Annotated in this window: 19 protein-coding genes; 15 read left to right on the top strand and 4 right to left on the bottom strand. The window is 73.4% G+C overall.

Annotated features, from left to right (window positions below):
• Positions 1-35: 35 nt before the first annotated feature.
• The 3 genes from BM051_RS07880 to BM051_RS07870 are packed head-to-tail and all read right to left on the bottom strand — an operon-like array spanning position 36 to position 2,979.
• Positions 36-647 (bottom strand): TetR/AcrR family transcriptional regulator, encoded by a 612-nt coding sequence (locus tag BM051_RS07880; protein ID WP_092529339.1) that lies wholly within the window; start codon positions 645-647, stop codon positions 36-38.
• Positions 638-2,173, bottom strand: coding sequence for an ATP-dependent acyl-CoA ligase (locus BM051_RS07875; RefSeq protein ID WP_092529670.1), 1,536 nt, complete (start codon positions 2,171-2,173; stop codon positions 638-640). The genes BM051_RS07880 and BM051_RS07875 overlap by 10 nt, the downstream gene beginning before the upstream one ends.
• 8 nt (positions 2,174-2,181) lie before the next feature.
• Positions 2,182-2,979, bottom strand: coding sequence for an enoyl-CoA hydratase/isomerase family protein (locus BM051_RS07870; RefSeq protein WP_092529338.1), 798 nt, complete (start codon positions 2,977-2,979; stop codon positions 2,182-2,184).
• Positions 2,980-3,027: 48 nt separating this feature from the next.
• Between BM051_RS07870 and BM051_RS07865 the strand changes: the two genes are divergently transcribed.
• The 12 genes from BM051_RS07865 to BM051_RS07810 all read left to right on the top strand — a co-directional run bounded on the left by BM051_RS07865 (position 3,028) and on the right by BM051_RS07810 (position 12,536).
• Complete coding sequence (locus BM051_RS07865) at positions 3,028-4,635, top strand: amidohydrolase (protein WP_092529337.1); 1,608 nt, start codon at positions 3,028-3,030, stop codon at positions 4,633-4,635.
• 12 nt (positions 4,636-4,647) lie between these two features.
• Positions 4,648-5,097 carry a GNAT family N-acetyltransferase gene (locus BM051_RS07860; protein ID WP_092529336.1) on the top strand — a complete coding sequence of 150 codons (450 nt, stop codon included), beginning with the start codon at positions 4,648-4,650 and terminating at the stop codon, positions 5,095-5,097.
• Positions 5,098-5,133: 36 nt separating this feature from the next.
• Positions 5,134-5,817: a metal-dependent transcriptional regulator gene (locus tag BM051_RS07855; RefSeq protein WP_092529335.1), complete on the top strand. Its 684-nt coding sequence runs from the start codon at positions 5,134-5,136 to the stop codon at positions 5,815-5,817.
• A gap of 229 nt (positions 5,818-6,046) precedes the next feature.
• The gene (locus BM051_RS07850) at positions 6,047-6,469 is read left to right on the top strand and encodes a PaaI family thioesterase (RefSeq protein ID WP_092529334.1); all 423 of its coding nucleotides are present in this window, start codon (positions 6,047-6,049) and stop codon (positions 6,467-6,469) included.
• A gap of 208 nt (positions 6,470-6,677) precedes the next feature.
• Positions 6,678-7,001 carry a YciI family protein gene (locus BM051_RS07845; RefSeq protein ID WP_092529669.1) on the top strand — a complete coding sequence of 108 codons (324 nt, stop codon included), beginning with the start codon at positions 6,678-6,680 and terminating at the stop codon, positions 6,999-7,001.
• The gene (locus tag BM051_RS07840) at positions 6,998-8,293 is read left to right on the top strand and encodes an RNA polymerase sigma factor (RefSeq protein ID WP_092529333.1); all 1,296 of its coding nucleotides are present in this window, start codon (positions 6,998-7,000) and stop codon (positions 8,291-8,293) included. The genes BM051_RS07845 and BM051_RS07840 overlap by 4 nt, the downstream gene beginning before the upstream one ends.
• Positions 8,294-8,355: 62 nt before the next feature.
• Positions 8,356-8,730 (top strand): MmcQ/YjbR family DNA-binding protein, encoded by a 375-nt coding sequence (locus BM051_RS07835; RefSeq protein WP_092529332.1) that lies wholly within the window; start codon positions 8,356-8,358, stop codon positions 8,728-8,730.
• A gap of 130 nt (positions 8,731-8,860) precedes the next feature.
• A complete protein-coding gene (locus BM051_RS07830; protein WP_092529331.1) occupies positions 8,861-9,484 on the top strand; it encodes a maleylpyruvate isomerase family mycothiol-dependent enzyme in 624 nt (207 codons plus the stop codon).
• A gap of 55 nt (positions 9,485-9,539) precedes the next feature.
• The gene (locus BM051_RS07825; protein ID WP_092529330.1) at positions 9,540-9,941 is read left to right on the top strand and encodes a VOC family protein; all 402 of its coding nucleotides are present in this window, start codon (positions 9,540-9,542) and stop codon (positions 9,939-9,941) included.
• 78 nt (positions 9,942-10,019) lie between these two features.
• Positions 10,020-10,598: a TetR/AcrR family transcriptional regulator gene (locus BM051_RS07820; protein ID WP_092529329.1), complete on the top strand. Its 579-nt coding sequence runs from the start codon at positions 10,020-10,022 to the stop codon at positions 10,596-10,598.
• Positions 10,595-11,317 carry a haloacid dehalogenase type II gene (locus BM051_RS07815; RefSeq protein WP_092529328.1) on the top strand — a complete coding sequence of 241 codons (723 nt, stop codon included), beginning with the start codon at positions 10,595-10,597 and terminating at the stop codon, positions 11,315-11,317. Before BM051_RS07820 ends, BM051_RS07815 begins: the two co-directional genes overlap by 4 nt.
• Positions 11,318-11,606: 289 nt before the next feature.
• Positions 11,607-12,536 carry an NHL repeat-containing protein gene (locus tag BM051_RS07810; RefSeq protein WP_092529327.1) on the top strand — a complete coding sequence of 310 codons (930 nt, stop codon included), beginning with the start codon at positions 11,607-11,609 and terminating at the stop codon, positions 12,534-12,536.
• A gap of 219 nt (positions 12,537-12,755) precedes the next feature.
• Here the strand turns inward: BM051_RS07810 and BM051_RS07805 are convergent, their stop codons facing one another.
• Positions 12,756-13,499: a helix-turn-helix domain-containing protein gene (locus BM051_RS07805; RefSeq protein ID WP_243859221.1), complete on the bottom strand. Its 744-nt coding sequence runs from the start codon at positions 13,497-13,499 to the stop codon at positions 12,756-12,758.
• Positions 13,500-13,569: 70 nt separating this feature from the next.
• On the opposite strand from BM051_RS07805, the gene BM051_RS07800 reads away from it, so the two are divergent.
• The 3 genes from BM051_RS07800 (at position 13,570) to BM051_RS07790 (ending at position 16,001) form a co-directional block, all read left to right on the top strand.
• On the top strand, positions 13,570-14,004 hold the full coding sequence (locus tag BM051_RS07800) for a GNAT family N-acetyltransferase (RefSeq protein ID WP_092529667.1): 435 nt from the start codon (positions 13,570-13,572) through the stop codon (positions 14,002-14,004).
• Between the two features lie 162 nt (positions 14,005-14,166).
• Positions 14,167-15,216, top strand: a complete 1,050-nt coding sequence (locus BM051_RS07795) for an ATP-binding cassette domain-containing protein (protein WP_092529326.1) — start codon at positions 14,167-14,169, stop codon at positions 15,214-15,216.
• A complete protein-coding gene (locus BM051_RS07790; RefSeq protein ID WP_092529325.1) occupies positions 15,213-16,001 on the top strand; it encodes an ABC transporter permease in 789 nt (262 codons plus the stop codon). Before BM051_RS07795 ends, BM051_RS07790 begins: the two co-directional genes overlap by 4 nt.
• Position 16,002: the final 1 nt, after the last annotated feature.

Raw genomic sequence — 16,002 nt, 5'->3', positions numbered from 1 at the left:
TCGGGGCAAGCGTTGCCGGCGTGGCGATCGCCTGTTCAGGGTCTTTCCGCCCGCGCGAGGGACTCGGTGTGGCCGAGGGCACGCAGCGCGAGCCCCGCGTAGTGCTCGGCGAGCCGATCGAGCGGGACGGCCCCGCGCGGCGAGTACCACCTGGCCACTCCGTTGCACATCTCCAGCAGCGCCAGCCTGGTCACCGCGGGGTGGTCGGTGGCGAACGCCCCGGAGCGCACCCCGTCGTCGATGGCCTCCGCCCACAACCGCTCGTAGTCGTCCCGCAGCCGGACCACCGCGCGCCGGGTCCGCGGGGACAGCGCGCGCACCTCGTTGTCCACCACCCTGGTCTCGTCCGGCTGCCGGGCGTGCGTCGTGACGTGCAGCGCGACCAGCCGGCGCAGCCGCTCCACCGGGTCGTCGACCCCGGCGACGGCCGCCGACGCTGCGGCCAGCAACCGTTCCAGCGCCTCCCGCATCAGCCCGGCGAGCAGTTCCTCCTTGGTGCCCATGTAGTGGTACAGGCTCGCCGAGGACAGCCGGGCCTCCTGCGCGACGTCGCGGATGCCGGTGCCGTGGAAACCCTTGGTGGCGAACAGCTTCAGCGCCGCGCGGCGGACGCGTTCGCGGCTGGTCGGCTCGGTGTTCACCGCCATGTGTCCTCCACCCGGTCGTAGGCGCCCACCCGGAGGTCGGTCACTCCCTTGCGCAACTCCCCCTTCGCCACCCGCTCCGACGGCGTCAGTGGCAGGGAGTCCACGTAGGTCCAGTACCGCGGCACCTTGAAGTAGGCCAGCTTGGTGGCGCAGAAGTCGGCCAGCTCCGTGGGCGGCAGCCGCTGCGCCGAGTACGCTGGCGCGAGCACCACATAGGCCTTGACCTCCTCGCCGCGCAGCTCGTCGGGCACGCCGAGCACGGCGGCCAACCGCACGCCGGGGTGCAGCAGCAGGGCCCGCTCCACCTCGTCGGCCGAGACGTTCTCACCGCTGCGCCGGATCATGTCCTTCGTCCGACCCACGTAGAACACCCTGCCGTGCTCGTCCATCCTGGCCAGGTCGCCGGTGTGGAACCAGCCGCCGCGGAACGCCCGCTCGGTCGCCGCCGGGTCGTCGTGGTAGCCGTGCATCAGGCCGGTGCCGCGCAGGAGCAGCTCCCCGGTCTCGCCACGGGGAAGGGGCCGGCCGTCGCCGTCGGCGATCAGCACCTCCCGGTGCGGCGCGGGCCGGCCGAGGCAGCCGGTGCCGACCGTCTCGTCGTGGTCGGCGGGGGACATCCGGATGTCGCCGCCGGTCTCGGTCATGCCGAACGCCTCGTACCAGGGCACCCCCCAGCGCCGTTCCAGCTCGGCGTGCAGCTCGCGTGGGATGGCCGACGCGCTGATCGCCCGCACCCGGTGCGCCCGGTCCTCCGGCGACTCGGGGGTGCGCAGCAACAGGGTGGGCATCAGACCGAGGCAGTAGAACCAGGTGACGCCGTGCTCGCGCACCTTGCCCCAGAAGGTGCTGGGGTGGAACCGGTCCAGCACCACCAGGGTCGCGCCCGCGGCCAGTCCCAGCGCGACGTTCCACTGTGGATCGATGTAGTGGAAGGGCTGCGCGGTGAGCAGCACGTCGGTGTCGTTCACCGCGGGGAACTCGGTGGCAAGGCCGCGGGCCAGCGTGGTCCAGTAGCGGTGCGGCAGCACGCAGCCCTTCGGCGCGCCGGTGGTGCCCGAGGTGTACTGGATGTTCACCGGCCGCTCGGGCACCGCGACGTGGCCGGGCACCGGCCCGGCACCGCGCAGCTCGGCGACGTCGAGCACGCGCTCCACGGCGGTCTCCGGCGCGATCCGCTCCAGCAGCGCGCGGAACTCCGGAGTGGTCACGGCGAACCGGGTGCCGGAGTGGGCCAGCACGTGCCGCCCGTCCAGCTCCCGGTAGCTCACGTTGACCGGCACCAGCACCGCGCCGAGCTTGGCCAGCGCCAGCCACATCAGCGGGAACTCCGGGACGTTGCGCAGCATGACCGCCACCCGGTCGCCGGTGGCGACGCCGATCCCGGCCAGCGCTCCGGCCAGTGCGTCGCTGCGCTCGTCGATCTCGCCGAAGGTGATCCGGGTGCCGGTCTCGTCGAACACCCAGGCGGTGCGGTCCGGCCAGGTCCGCGCCGCGCGCCGGACCAAGCTCACCAGGTCGTCGGGTATCGCCGAGCTCACCGCGCGTCCTCCGAGCGGGCCCGGAACTCGGCCGTCGAGCGGGCCACCTCCGCCGAGCGCTCGGTGATCAGCGCGTGGCTGACCTCCAGCTCCAGCGCGGCGTCCAGGGCGCCGTCGATGCCGTGGTCCAGCGCGCGCTTGGCGAGCGTGGCGGCGGCCGCGGGGCGCTCGGCGATCCGGCCCGCCCAGTCGAGCGCCCGGTCGGTCAGCTCGCCGGCCGGGACGACGTCGTTGACCAGGCCGAGGCGCAGCGCGGTGGCCGCGTCGACCCGCTCGCCGAGCAGCACCAGCTCCTTGGCCTTGAGCGGGCCGACCAGCAGCGGGAGCAGCCGGGACGCGGCGCCGGTGACGCTCAGCCCGAGCCCGACCTCGGGGAAGGCGAACACCGCGTCGTCGGCGGCCAGCACCAGGTCGCAGCCCAGCGCGAACTCCGCGCCCGCGCCGATGGCGTAGCCGTGCACCGCGGCGATCACCGGCGCGGGGCAGCCACGCAGCCGCCGGGTCACCTCCTGCAGCCGCTCGATCCGGGCCCGCGAGTCGCCGCCGGCGGCCGGCTCCTTCAGGTCGTGCCCGGCGCAGAACGCCCGCCCGTTGCCGGTGAGCACGACCGCGCGCACGCCGGGGTCGGAGCTCACGGCGTCCAGCGCCGTCAGCAGGTCGCCGACCAGCGCGGGGGAGACGGCGTTGAGCCGGTCGGGGCGGTTCAGCCGGAGCACGGCCACCCCACCCTCGGCGGTCAGCTCGACGGTGCCGGAACCGGTGGGCCCGGTGCTGTGCGGGGTTGCCTCGGTCATGCCGGCAACTCTAGACGAATCGATCGATCGATCGATAGGGTTGCTGGCATGCGGGTGGACGCCGTCTTCGAGAACGCGCAGGTCCTGGCGCCGAGTGGGCGGGAGGACGCGCTGGCCGTGCTGCACGGCCGGATCGTCGCGCTCGGCGCGGACGCGGTCGCGCTGACCGCGCGGCGCCGGGTCGACCTCGGCGGCGCGACCGTGGTGCCCGGCTTCCACGACGCGCACAACCACATGGCCTGGTTCGGCATGGCCCTGGACGAGCTGCCGCTGGACGCCGCGCACTGCGCCAGCGTGGAGGAGGTCTACGACGCCGTCGCCCGGCGGGCCGCGACCCAGCCGCCGGGCACCTGGATCGTCGGCAGCGGGTACGACCAGAACAAGCTGGCCGGCGGGCACCCCACCCGGCACGGCCTCGACCGCGCCGCGCCCGGTCACCCCGTCCGGCTCAAGCACACCTCCGGGCACATGTCCGTGGTCAACTCCGCGGTGCTCGACCAGCTCGACCTGGCGACCGTGCCGGTGGGCGGCGACGTCGTGCGCGACGAGCACGGCTCACCCACCGGGCTCCTGCGCGAGCAGGCCCAGCTGCTGCTCCGCCCGCTGATCTACCCGACGCCGATCGACACCGTGGTCAGGGCGATCGACCGGGCGAGCGCGCACTACCTCACCGAGGGCATCACCAGCGTGCAGGAGGCCGGGGTCGGCGGCGGGCTGGTCGGCGAGACGCCGTGCGAGGTGGCGGCCTATCAGCGGGCACGGGACGCGGGCGTGCTGCGGGTGCGCGGCACGCTCATGGTCGCGGCGAGCGTGCTGCACGAGGTCGAGCACGCCGACTCCGACGACGTCGCCTACTCACTGGACCTCGGGCTGCGCACCGGCTTCGGCGACGACTGGCTGCGGCTCGGCGCGGTGAAGATCTTCGCCGACGGCTCGCTCATCGGCCGGACCGCCGCCATGCACGACGACTTCGCCGGCGATCCCGGCAACCGGGGCTACTTCCAGGTGCCCGAGGACGAGCTGGCCGAGACGATCCGTCGGGCGCACGCCGCCGGCTGGCAGGTCGCCACGCACGCCATCGGTGACCGGGCGATCTCGTGCGTGCTGGACGCCTACGCCGCGGCGCTGGCCGAGCGCCCACGCGCCGACCACCGGCACCGGATCGAGCACTGCGGGGTGCTGCCACCCGGCGAGCTGCGCCGGGTCGCCGAGCTGGGGCTGGTCCCGGTGCCGCAGGGCCGGTTCGTCAACGAGATCGGCGACGGCATGCGGGCCGCGCTCGGCCCGGAACGCGAGGACTGGTGCTACCGGCTGCGCAGCTTCCTCGACGCGGGGTGCGTGCTGCCGGGCAGCTCCGACCGGCCGGTGGTGAACGGGGCACCGCTGCTCGGCATCGCCGACATGGTGCGCCGGCGCACCGCCGAGGGGCATCCGCTGGGCGCGGCCGAGCGGCTCACCCCCGCCGAGGCGCTGCGCGCGTACACCGAGGGGTCGGCGTACGCGGCGTTTCGCGAGCGCGACCTCGGCACGCTGGCCCCCGGCATGCTCGCCGACCTCGCGATCCTGTCCGCGGACCCGACCGACGAGGCGAACCTGGACACCGTGCGTGTGCTGGGCACCGTGGTCGGTGGCGAGCTGGTGTACGAAGCGAGCTGAGAGGAGGAGCCGGTGCCGGTGCGCGACGCCGAGGTCGGCGACGTCGAGGAGATCTGCGCGCTGATCGAGGAGCACGCCCGCTACGAGGGCAACGACGAGCTGGTGCTCGACCGGGGCGAGATGAAGCGTCACCTGTTCGGGCCGGACCCCAAGGCGTGGGTGCTCATCGCCGAGCCGCCCGGCGAGCCGGGCGAGGTGGCCGGGTTCGCCTTCTGCTGCTGGAACTTCTCCACATGGGAGGCCAAGCCCGGGATCTGGCTGGACGACATCTTCGTCCGGCCGCGGTACCGGCGGCACGGGCTCGGCCGGGAGCTGCTGGACGAGCTGCGCCGCCGCACGCCCGGCCGGGTCGAGTGGGACATGCAGGTGGGCAACGAGAAGGCGGCCGCGTTCTACGCCGACCTCGGCGCCGAGCAGGTGCCGGGGTGGGTGCGCTACCGCTGGCGGCCGCACGCCGGCTGAGCCCCCGGCCGGTGGCGGCGCCGTATCGTATGCGGTATGGCTGACAGCTCGAACCGCCGGTCGTCCTCCATCGAGGACTACGTCCGGGTCATCTATGGCCTCGCGGAGCGTGGTGAGCCGGTCACGAACACCTCGCTGGCCGCCCGGATGGCGGTGAGCCCGTCGTCGGCGTCGGGCATGGTGACCAAGCTCGCGCAGCAGGGGCTGGTGGAGCACGTGCCCTACCGCGGTATCGAGCTCACCGGTGAGGGGCGGCTGCTGGCCAGGTCGGTGCTGCGCCGCCACCGGCTGATCGAGTCCTACCTGGTGTCCGAGCTGGGCTACACCTGGGACGAGGTGCACGCCGAGGCCGACCAGCTCGAGCACGCCGTGTCCGACCGGCTGGTCGAGCGGATCGCGGTTAAGCTCGGCAACCCGCAGCGCGACCCGCACGGCGACCCGATCCCGGCGGCGGACGGCAGCGTGGAGGAGCTGAGCACGCACCTGCTCGACGAGCTGGAACCAGGGCAGGTGGGGGAGATCGTGCGGGTGTGGGACACCGATCCGGAGCTGCTGCGGTACCTGGCCGACCGGTCGATCGGCCTGGGGCAGCGGATCGAGGTGGTGGAGCGGCAGCCGTTCGGCGGGCCGATCGTGGTCCGCGTCGGCTCGCCGCCCGACTCGGCCACACACGCGCTGGGCAAGGAGATCGCGCAGGCGCTGTCGGTGGCCGTGCGCTGATGTGCTCCTCGCCGGCGGTTGTGCCCTGACGCGCCCGTCGCCGGCCTTGCCGTCCGCCGGTTGTCGTCGGCTTTGGCACGGTTCTCTCGCTGGTTCCGTCGCTGGTTCCGTCGCGGTGGGTCGTCGCGGGTTTGTCGTCGGCGCCCGGTTTCTCGGTGGCGGGGCTCACAGCCCGCTGCCCGTTCGGTCGCTTCCGCGTCGCTGGTGGCTGTGCTCTACTGCGTCCATCATGGAACTGAGTCTCGACCTGGCCCGGCAGGTGCTCGCCGCGCAGCCGTTCAGCGTCCTGCTCGGCACGCGGCTGGCCGCGTTCACGGCGGGGTCGGTGGCGTTGGAGCTCGACGTGCGGGACGAGCTGTTGCAGCAGAACGGTTTCCTGCACGGCGGGGTGCTCGGCTACGCCGCGGACAACGCGCTCACCTTCGCCGGCGGCAGCGTGCTCGGGCCCGCGGTGCTCACCGGCGGCTTCTCGATCAACTACCTGCGGCCGGCGCGGGGTCGGGCACTGCGGGCGGAGGCGTCGGTGGTGCACGCCAGCCGGCGGCAGGCGGTGTGCCGCTGCGATCTCACCATGCTCGACGGCGACGCGGACGCCGCACTGTGCGCGGTCGCCCAGGGCACCATCGTCAGCACCTCCCGCAGCGCTGGCTGATCGACGAGCGCGGTGTGCCGCACCGCCACGAGACCGGGTGGGTGGGACACGCCAGGCATTACCCGAGGCGTTGGTCTCCTTGGTTCTCCCCCGTAACACGGTGCCGGCCCCAGAAGGGGACGGGAAGGTGCACCCGCCGGGTCGGGGAGGATGTCCTTCTCGGGGGTTCCCGTTCGTCGGGAGGGTGAGCCGGCACGAGGAGGAGCGCGTGAGGTACCTGTTGTTGATCTGCGGTGACGAGTCGGCCGCCGCGCACGCCGACGACGGCTGCGGCGGCTGGGTCGAGGAGATGCAGCGCCGTGGGGTGCTGCTGGGCGGTGCGGGGTTGCGGCCCCCGATCGAGGCGACGACCGTGCGGGTGCGCGACGACAGCGTGTTGCTCTCCGACGGCCCGTTCGCCGAGACCAAGGAGCAGATCGGTGGGTACTGCCTGGTGGAGTGCGCCGACCTGGACGAGGCGATCGAGGTGGCCGCGAAGCACCCCGCGGCGGGCTACGGCACGATCGAGATCCGGCCGATCTGGCAGCCGTGACCGGCCCGGTCGACGCGGCACTGACCCAGGCCTTCCGCGACGAGTGGGGCCAGCTGGTCGCCACCCTGATCCGGCTCACCGGCGACTGGGACCTCGCCGAGGAGTGCGCGCAGGACGCCTTCGCGCTGGCGCTGCGGCGCTGGCCGCGCGACGGGATCCCGGACCGGCCCGGTGCGTGGCTCACCACCGCGGCCCGCAACCGCGCCGTCGACCGGCTGCGCCGGGACGCGGTGGGCGCGGCCAAGCTGCGGGAGGTCGCCGCCATGGCGGAGCTCGAAGGCACGGCGGAGCGCGGAGGCACGGCGGAGCGCGAAGGCACGGCGGGGCTCGGCGGGCCGGCGGAACGGGATGGCGGCAGCGGGGTGCCCGACGACCGCCTGCGGCTGATGTTCACCTGCTGCCACCCCGCGCTGGCGCTGGAGGCGCGGGTCGCGTTGACCCTGCGCACGCTGGCCGGGCTGAGCATCGCGGAGATCGCCCGCGCGCTGCTGGTGAGCGAGCAGACGATGGCCAAGCGGCTGGTCCGGGCCAAGCGGAAGATCCGCAACGCCGGCATCCCCTACCGGGTGCCGCCGATGCACCTGCTGCCGGAGCGCACCCCGGCGGTGCTCGCCGTGCTGTATCTGCTGTTCAACGAGGGTTACTCGGCCACGGCCGGGGCGGACCTGCTGCGCCGCGGGCTGTGCGCCGAGGCGATCCGGCTCGCCAGGGTGCTGGTCCGGCTGATGCCCGACGAGCCCGAGGCGGTGGGTCTGCTCGCGCTCATGCTGCTGCACGACGCTCGCCGGGACGCCCGGCTCGACGAGCACGGCGATCTCGTGCTCCTCGCCGACCAGGACCGCGGCCGGTGGGACGCCGCGGAGATCGCCGAGGGCACGGCCCTGCTGGAGGGCGCGCTGCGCCGCGGGCGGCCTGGGCCCTACCAGGTGCAGGCCGCGATCGCCGCCTGCCACGCCACCGCCACCGACCCGGCCGACACCGATTGGGCGCAGATCGCCGCGCTGTACGGCCAGCTCGCCCGGATGGCGCCGGCGCCGGTGGTGGAGCTGAACCGGGCGGTGGCGGTGGGCATGGCCGAGGGGCCCGCCGCCGCGCTGCGGCTGGTGGACCGGCTGGCCGAGTCCGGCGCGCTGGCCGGCTACCACCTGTTGCCGGCGACCAGGGCGGACCTGCTCCGCCGGCTCGGTCGGGGCGCCGAGGCCGCCGAGGCGTACGCCACCGCGCTCGACCTGGCGACGACCGACGCCGAGCGCCGCTACCTGCGGAAGCGGCTCGCGGAGACGGATCCGTGAGGGGTGTCCATCCGGGCCGGGCCCGTTCGTCGGTGGGGTGAGAGCTGACGGAGAGGAGTCCCATGACGGACCTCGAGGACCTGCGGGAGATCGTGCTGACGCTGCCCGCGACCACCGAGGGCACCCACTTCCGGCGCCCCGCGTACCTGGTCGACCGCCGGAGCTTCGTCGGCGTCCAGGACGACGGCCGGGTGAGCCTGACCATGGCGGCCGACCAGGTGGCCGGCGTGGTCGCCGAGGATCCGGCGGCGCTGGCGGAGGTGCGCCGCGGTGACACCCCGGTCGGGGTCACCGTCGAGCTGGCGAAGGTGGACCGGGCGCGGCTGGCGGAGCTGGTCGAGCTCTCGTGGCGGAGCAAGGCCCCTCGGCGCCTGCTGGCCGACCGGGAGGCGGGGCGACGAGCGGGGTGCGGGAGAGCTGAGAGGAGGGCGCGGTGAGACACCTTCTGTCAACCTCGGGAACCGCCACCTCAGGGGACCGTGACGCAACCCAGCCACAATTACGTGACCGAGCCGAACGCTCACTGCCCAACGTGACCAACAGGGTTGATTCCGGGGAGGCGGCACTGTGACCACTGATCTGCGGGAGGCCGTCGCCGGGGAGCGGCGGGAGCTGGCGGACCTGCTGGGCGAACTGCCCCCGGCGCGGTGGGACGCGCCGACCCTCTGCGCCGGCTGGCGGGTGCGGGAGGTGGTGGCGCACCTGACGATGCCGTTCCGGTACTCCGGGGGACGGTTCCTGCGCGAGATGGTCCGGGCGCGGGGGAACTTCCACCGGATGGCCGACCGGGCCGCCCGCCGCGACGCGGCCGCGTCGACCGCGGAGGAGCTGACCGCGTGCCTGCGGGACAACGCCCACCACCCGTGGAAGCCACCGGGTGACGGGCTGGCCGGCGCGTTGTCCCACGACGTGATCCACGGCCTGGACATCACCGTGGCGCTGGGCATCGACCGGCGCGTTCCGCAGGAGCGGCTGCGGGCCGTCCTGGGCGGGATGACGCCGAGGAAGCTCCGGTACTTCGGCGTCGACCTCGCCGGGATCCAGTTCCGCGCCGACGACCTCGACTGGACCTTCGGCTCCGGAACCCCGTTGACCGGATCCGCCCAGGACCTGCTGATGGTCCTCTGTGGACGTACGCTGCCACCGGGCCGGCTGCGCGGTGCGCCGGCCACCCGGTTCACCGTCGCCTGACCGGCGTCGCGCGTCCAGTGCTACACCGCCGTCCACCCTCCACCAGAGGAGCATCATGACCGGCACACCCCTGATCGTCTCGCTGCCGATCGCCGACCGGCGGCGCTCGTTCGCCTTCTACCAGCGTGCGTTCGGGTTCGCGGCGGTCGGCGAGCCGGCGGAGGACGGCGTCCCGGAGCCGCTGCAGCTCGCCCCGAACGATGGTGTCCGGATCATGCTCGTCCCCACCGGCGGGTTCGGCTGGGTGCTGGGCGACCGCGTCGCCGCCCCGGCCGGGACGAGCGAGTGCGTGCTCAACCTGACCGCGGGTTCCCCCGCCGAGGTGGACGAGATCGTCGAGCGCGCCACCGCGGCCGGTGCCGAGCCGGTCACCGCGCCGGGCCGGCAGCCGTGGGGCTACGCCGGAAGCCTCGCCGACCCCGACGGGCACGTCTGGATGGTCACGGCGCCCCGCTGAGTCCCGCTGAATCCCGCTGAGTACCGGTGGATGAAACGCCCTTGCGGCGATCTTTACTGACCTGTCAGTATCACTGGTGTGGCCGAGCTGAGCGCCGGTGGCGAGCGACTCCTGGACGTCGCCACCGAGGTCTTCTACGCCGAGGGCATCCGGGCCACGGGCGTGGACACCCTGGTGGCGAGGGCGGGGGTGTCCAAGCCGACGATGTACGCGCAGTTCGGGTCCAAGGAGAACCTGGTCGCCGCCGTGCTCGACCGGCGAAGGGCCCAGCGGCAGGAGGCGTTGACCCGCTTCCTCGACCGGACCGGGGCGGAGGGTGTCGAGCGGTTGCTGGCCGTGTTCGACTGGCTGGCCGAGGGTCACGGGCGGGACGGTTTCCGTGGGTGCCCCTTCACCAACGCCGCGGTCGAGCTGCCCGACCCGGATCACCCGGCGCGCCGGGTGATCTCCGCCTACAAGGAGTGGCTGCGTGGCACGTTGACCGAGCTCGCCGCCGGGGCGGAGCTGGACCGGCCGGAGGAGGTGGGCGACGCGCTGCTACTGCTCGTCGACGGTGCCAACGCCAGGGTGGTCGTCGCGGACGACCGCGCGGCCATGCGCCGGGCGAAGGCCGCGGCCACGCGGATCGTCGGACTCGACGGGGAAGGAGCGCGATGACGGACCTTGGCGCGGTGATCCAGGTGATCGCCTTCGACATCTTCGGCACCACGGTGGACTGGCACACCGGCGTCACCGAGCAGGTCGCCGCCGAGGCCCGGCGGCAGGGCGTCGACCTCGACGCGGCCCGGTTCGCCGACGATTGGCGCGGCCGCTACCTGCCCTCGATGGAGCGGGTGAACACCGGCGCGGCCGAGTGGGCCCACCTCGACGCGCTGCACCGGAAGTCGCTCGACGAGCTGCTCGCCGAGCGCGGCGTCGCCGCCGCGTTCGACGACGCCGCCCGCCGGCGGTTGGTCCACGCCTGGCACCGGCTCCCGAACTGGGACGACGCGGCCGCCGGGCTGGCCCGGCTGCGTGACCGCTACGTCGCGGCGGCGCTGTCCAACGGCGGCTTCGCGCTGCTGACCCACCTGGTGAAGGCGGCGGCCCTGCCGTTCGACTGCATCCTCTCCGCCGAGCTCGCCCACGCCTACAAGCCGGCACCCGAGCCGTACCTGACGACGGCCCGGCTGCTCGACGTCCGGCCCGACCAGGTGCTGATGGTCGCCTGCCACCGCTGGGACCTCGACGGCGCCCGCGGCGCCGGGCTGCGGACCGCGTTCGTCGAGCGACCGGGGGAGAAGGGTCCACACCGGACCGCCGACCGGGCGGAGGAGGTCACCGCCGACCTGCACGCCACCAGCTTCACCGACCTCGCCGACCGGCTCGGCTGCTGACCGCCCGCCGGCCGCGCGGCGGGACCGGGCGCCGTGGCACGAGGCGAGCTCCGCGTACGCCGAACAGAGCAACGTTCTACTCCGGATCGAAAACGCCTTCTCGGCCATCGCCGACCACCTGGGGCAACCGGCGACCTCGCCGGGGCCGGCTGTTGGCCGGCGGCGGATGTCCAGGCAGGATTCGTCCTGCTGGTTGCCGAAACCCAGCGGGACGCCGGTGCGCACGGCAGGGCCGGGTGCCGACAGGGTGAAGTGTCACGAGCGTCAACGGTGCCAGGAGGTAGCACGAATGTTGAGCCGTCGAGGTCTGCTGCTCGGCGCGGGAGCCACCGCCGGAGCGGCCCTGCTCGCCCCCGCCGCCACGGCGATGGCGAGCCCCGGCCGCGCCCTTCCGGACACGATCCCCCTTCCCGACGGCTTCCGCCCGGAGGGCATCGCCATCGGGCCCGGCCCGTACGCCTTCTTCGGCTCGCTGGACACCGGCGCGATCTACCGGGCCAACCTGCTCACCGGCAGGGGCACGGTGATTAGCCCGGGTCCCGGCACACCGTCGGTGGGGATGAAGACCGACCACCTCGGCCGGGTCTTCGTGGCCGGCGGCGCGGCCGGCGACGCGCGAGTGGTCGACGGGAGAACCGGAGAGATCCTCTCGTCCCACCGGTTCGCCGCCGAGTCCGAGTTCGTCAACGACGTCGTGCTGACCCCCGGCACGGCGTGGTTCACCAGCTCCTTCCAACCGGTGCTGCACGGACTGTGGTTGGACCGCCGCGGCCTCCCGCGCGAGGCCGTGCGGCGGCCGCTCACCGGCGACATCGAGTACCAGGAGGGGTACAACGCGAACGGCATTTCCCGGGCGCCGGACGGCCGTGGCCTGATCACCGTGCAGTACAACACCGGGCTGCTGTTCCGGGTCGACCCCGCAACCGGCGTCACCAGCACCATCGACCTCGACGGTGACCTCCTTCCCAACGGTGACGGGCTGCTGCTGTGCGGGCGGACGCTGTACGTGGTGCAGAACCGCCTCAACGTCCTCGCCGTGGTTCGCCTCGACCGGTCGGCCACGAGCGGGCGGGTGGTCGAGCGGATCACCGATCCCCGGTTCGACGTGCCGACCACGGTGGCCGCCTTCGCCGACCGGCTCTACCTGGTCAACGCGCGGTTCTCCACGCCGCCGGAGCCGACCACGCCCTACACCGCGGTGGCGATCCCGCGGCCGTAGCCGGCGCTCGCCCCGCCGTCGGCAGTGGACGGCCGCCGGCGGGGTGGGTCGCGACAGGGGCCGACAGCCGCCACCACGCCTCGTGCGTCGACCTCAGCTCGACCTGCCGTGCTCGACGTCCGCCCGGCCACTCCGGACGCCCCGATCAGCCGCAGGTTGCGCCGGTGCCGCCGGTATGCGCCGGTCCAGTCCTTGGTCCCGCTGGGAAGGGAGGGGGCGCTAGTAGCGTTCGGCGTATCGGGTGGGCGACTCGTCGAACATCTTGGTGAAGTCGTGCACGAAGTGGGCCTGGTCGGCGTAGCCGAGCTCGACCGCGAGCGCCGCCCAGTCGATCGACGCCCCCTCCTCCAGCCGCTGGGTGACCTCCCACAGCCGGTACCGGCGGATCACCCACTTCGGACCGACCCCGACGTGCTCGGCGAACAACCGCTGCAGGCCACGGACGCTCGTGCCGAGGTCGTCGGCCAGCAGGTCGACCCTGGTGATCTCCGGGCGCGCCGCGATCCGCGCGACGATCCCGGCCGCCTCGTCCGCCCGGGGATCGGGCGCGGGCAGCCGGGCGCGCAGGAACCGCTCGACCTCGGCGACGTCGGGATCGCCGGGGACACCGGGGCCGAACACCTCGGCGGCGGGAACGGTCCGGTCGGTGATCGTCGAGACGGGGGCGTCGAGGAACGGCCGGAAGCAACCGGCCCGGAAGGCCACCCCGAGGACCCGGCCACGCCCCGCCAGCACCCTGGTCTGCCGTCCACGACAGACACCCTGCACGGTCGCGGCCCCGTCGCGGAACGTCAGGTGCACGTTCGGATACGGCACGATGAGCTGGTGGTAGGGCACGCGGTAGTCCCACCGGACCATCCAGTACCGCGCGACGTAACGGGCCAGATCCGGCGCCGGCTCCGCGAAGGCGTGCCGCTGGTACCGCGTCCACGCCCCCCGCAACCCGCGAGGATCCCTGCCCACGTGCCGAGTCTAGGTCGAGGCTGTCGGGCTCCGCGGTAGGTATGGTGGACGCGACCAAAGGGTGCGATTCGTGATCACCATCGGCGAGCTCCGGCCGGACGACAGGGCCGACTGGGCGGAGCTGTTCCGGGGTTACACCCACTTCTACGGGCGTGAGCTGCCGGCCGACATCCGCGAGCGCACGTGGTGGGAGCTGCGGAACGGGGACCGGATCCACGCGCTCGCCGCTCGCCTCGACGACCGGGTGGTGGGGATCGCCCATTTCCTGGTGCATGCCAGCACCACCTCGCCGGACGTGTGCTATCTGCAGGACCTGTTCACGGCGCCGGAGGCCCGCGGAAAGGGCGTGGGGCGCGCGCTGATCCAGGCCGTCGAGCGGTTCGCCCGGGACCGCGGCTGCTCCCGGGTGTACTGGCACACCAAGGAGGACAACCGCGCCGCCCGGCGCCTCTACGACGGGGTCGCGGAGAACCACGGGTTCATCCACTACGTGATCCCCCTCTGACCCCAGGCGACCTCCGCCGGATCTCGTGTCGCCCGCGCAGCGCGGGCAGTGACGTGCGGACGCGGTCGAGCTCGCGGTGTCAGCGGCGTGTCAGCGGCGCCTCGGCGCGGCGTCAGGCCCTTTGGACACGGTGGTCCTCGTCAGTGACGAGGGGAGACTCCGATGACACCACAGAAGACCCGACCGGCCGCCGCGTCCCGCGGTGGCACCACGCCCCGACCTACCCGGCCGGCGATCGCCGCCAGCGGGTTGCGCAAGTCCTACGCTGACCACGTCGTCCTCGACGGCATCGACCTGCACGTGCCGGAGGGCACGATCTTCTCGCTGCTCGGCCCCAACGGCGCCGGCAAGACCACCACCGTGCAGATCCTGTCCACGCTCATCGGCGCCGACGCCGGCGACGTGCGTGTCGTCGGCCACGACCTGGCCACCGAGCCCGACGCGGTGCGCGCCGCGATCGGCGTCACCGGCCAGTTCTCCGCGGTCGACAACCTGCTCACCGCCGAGGAGAACCTGCGGCTGATGGCCGATCTGCGCCACCTCGACCGCCGGGAGGGTCGGCGCCGCGCGACCGAGCTGCTGGAGCGGTTCGACCTCGCCGCCGTGGCCACGAAGACCGCGGCGACGTTCTCCGGCGGCATGCGGCGGAGGCTCGACCTCGCGATGACCCTGGTCGGCGACCCGCGGCTGATCTTCCTCGACGAGCCGACCACCGGGCTCGACCCGCGCAGCCGACGCGGCATGTGGCGGATCATCCGCGAGCTGGTGGCCGGCGGCGTCACCATCTTCCTCACCACCCAGTACCTGGAGGAGGCCGACGAGCTGGCCGACCGGATCGCCGTGCTCGACTCCGGACGGCTGGTCGCCGAGGGCACCGCCGACGAGCTCAAGCGGATGGTGCCCGGCGGCCACATCCTCCTGCGGTTCCCCGGCGCCGCCGCGCTCGACGCGGCCGCCGGGATGCTCGGGGACACCGTGCGCGACGACTCGGCGCTCACCCTGCAGGTGCCCGGCGACGGCGGTGCCCGCTCGCTGCGCGCCCTGTTGGACCGGCTCGACCGCGCCGGCGTCGAGGTCGACACCCTCTCGGTGCACACCCCCGATCTCGACGACGTCTTCCTCGCCCTCACCGGCCACCCCACCGACAGCGACACCGACAGTGACACCGGCAGAGACACCGGCACTGACACCGGGAAGGACACCGACCGATGACCACCTACCCCCTGCGCGACTCGGCCACGATGTTGCGCCGCAACCTCCGGCACATGCTCCGCTACCCGTCGATGACCCTGCAGCTGGCCGGCCTGCCGGTGATCTTCCTGCTGCTGTTCGTCTACGTCTTCGGCGGCGCGCTGGGCGCCGGCATCGGTGGCCCCGGCGGTGGCCGCGCCGAGTACGTCAACTACGTCACACCGGGCATCATCCTGATCGCGGTGGCCGCCGCCGGCACCGGCACCGCGATCTCCGTCGCCATGGACATGACCGAGGGGATCGTCGCCCGGTTCCGCACCATGTCGATCAGCCGCGCCTCGGTGCTGACCGGTCACGTGCTGGGCAGCATGATCCAGACCCTGATCACCTTGGTGATCGTCGTGGGCGTGGCCCTGCTGGTGGGCTTCCGGCCCAGCGCCGACCCGGTCGGGTGGCTCGCCGCGCTCGGCCTGCTCGCCCTGGTCACCTTCGCGATCGTCTGGCTGTGCGTCGCGCTCGGCCTGGTGAGCAAGACCGTGGAGGGCGCGAGCAACCTGCCGATGCCGCTGACCCTGCTGCCGTTCCTCGGCAGCGGCTTCGTGCCCACCGACTCGATGCCGACGGTGGTACGCGTCTTCGCCGAGTACCAGCCGTTCACCCCGATCATGGAGACCCTGCGCAACCTGCTGACCGGTGGGCCGGTCGGGAACAGCGGTGCGATCGCCGTCGCCTGGTCGGTCGGCATCGCGCTGCTCGGCTACCTGTGGGCGCGCAAGCTGTACAACCGCGACCCGTCCCGGCGTTGAT

It is taken from the genome of Amycolatopsis arida, assembly GCF_900115565.1.
In the GTDB taxonomy this organism is placed as follows: domain Bacteria; phylum Actinomycetota; class Actinomycetes; order Mycobacteriales; family Pseudonocardiaceae; genus Yuhushiella; species Yuhushiella arida.
Note: the sequence above shows the minus strand (reverse complement) of the source record. Positions and strands in the feature narration are given on the sequence as shown.

What these genes read in the sequence shown, in the direction of transcription:
- BM051_RS07865 (WP_092529337.1), top strand. Translation starts at nt 3,028, where the DNA reads ATGCGGGTGGACGCCGTCTTCGAGAACGCGCAGGTCCTGGCGCCGAGT.
- BM051_RS07835 (WP_092529332.1), top strand. Translation starts at nt 8,356, where the DNA reads ATGACGGACCTCGAGGACCTGCGGGAGATCGTGCTGACGCTGCCCGCG.
- BM051_RS07880 (WP_092529339.1), bottom strand. Translation starts at nt 647, where the DNA reads ATGGCGGTGAACACCGAGCCGACCAGCCGCGAACGCGTCCGCCGCGCG.
- BM051_RS07795 (WP_092529326.1), top strand. Translation starts at nt 14,167, where the DNA reads ATGACACCACAGAAGACCCGACCGGCCGCCGCGTCCCGCGGTGGCACC.
- BM051_RS07855 (WP_092529335.1), top strand. Translation starts at nt 5,134, where the DNA reads ATGGCTGACAGCTCGAACCGCCGGTCGTCCTCCATCGAGGACTACGTC.
- BM051_RS07790 (WP_092529325.1), top strand. Translation starts at nt 15,213, where the DNA reads ATGACCACCTACCCCCTGCGCGACTCGGCCACGATGTTGCGCCGCAAC.
- BM051_RS07870 (WP_092529338.1), bottom strand. Translation starts at nt 2,979, where the DNA reads ATGACCGAGGCAACCCCGCACAGCACCGGGCCCACCGGTTCCGGCACC.
- BM051_RS07850 (WP_092529334.1), top strand. Translation starts at nt 6,047, where the DNA reads ATGGAACTGAGTCTCGACCTGGCCCGGCAGGTGCTCGCCGCGCAGCCG.
- BM051_RS07810 (WP_092529327.1), top strand. Translation starts at nt 11,607, where the DNA reads ATGTTGAGCCGTCGAGGTCTGCTGCTCGGCGCGGGAGCCACCGCCGGA.
- BM051_RS07815 (WP_092529328.1), top strand. Translation starts at nt 10,595, where the DNA reads ATGACGGACCTTGGCGCGGTGATCCAGGTGATCGCCTTCGACATCTTC.
- BM051_RS07825 (WP_092529330.1), top strand. Translation starts at nt 9,540, where the DNA reads ATGACCGGCACACCCCTGATCGTCTCGCTGCCGATCGCCGACCGGCGG.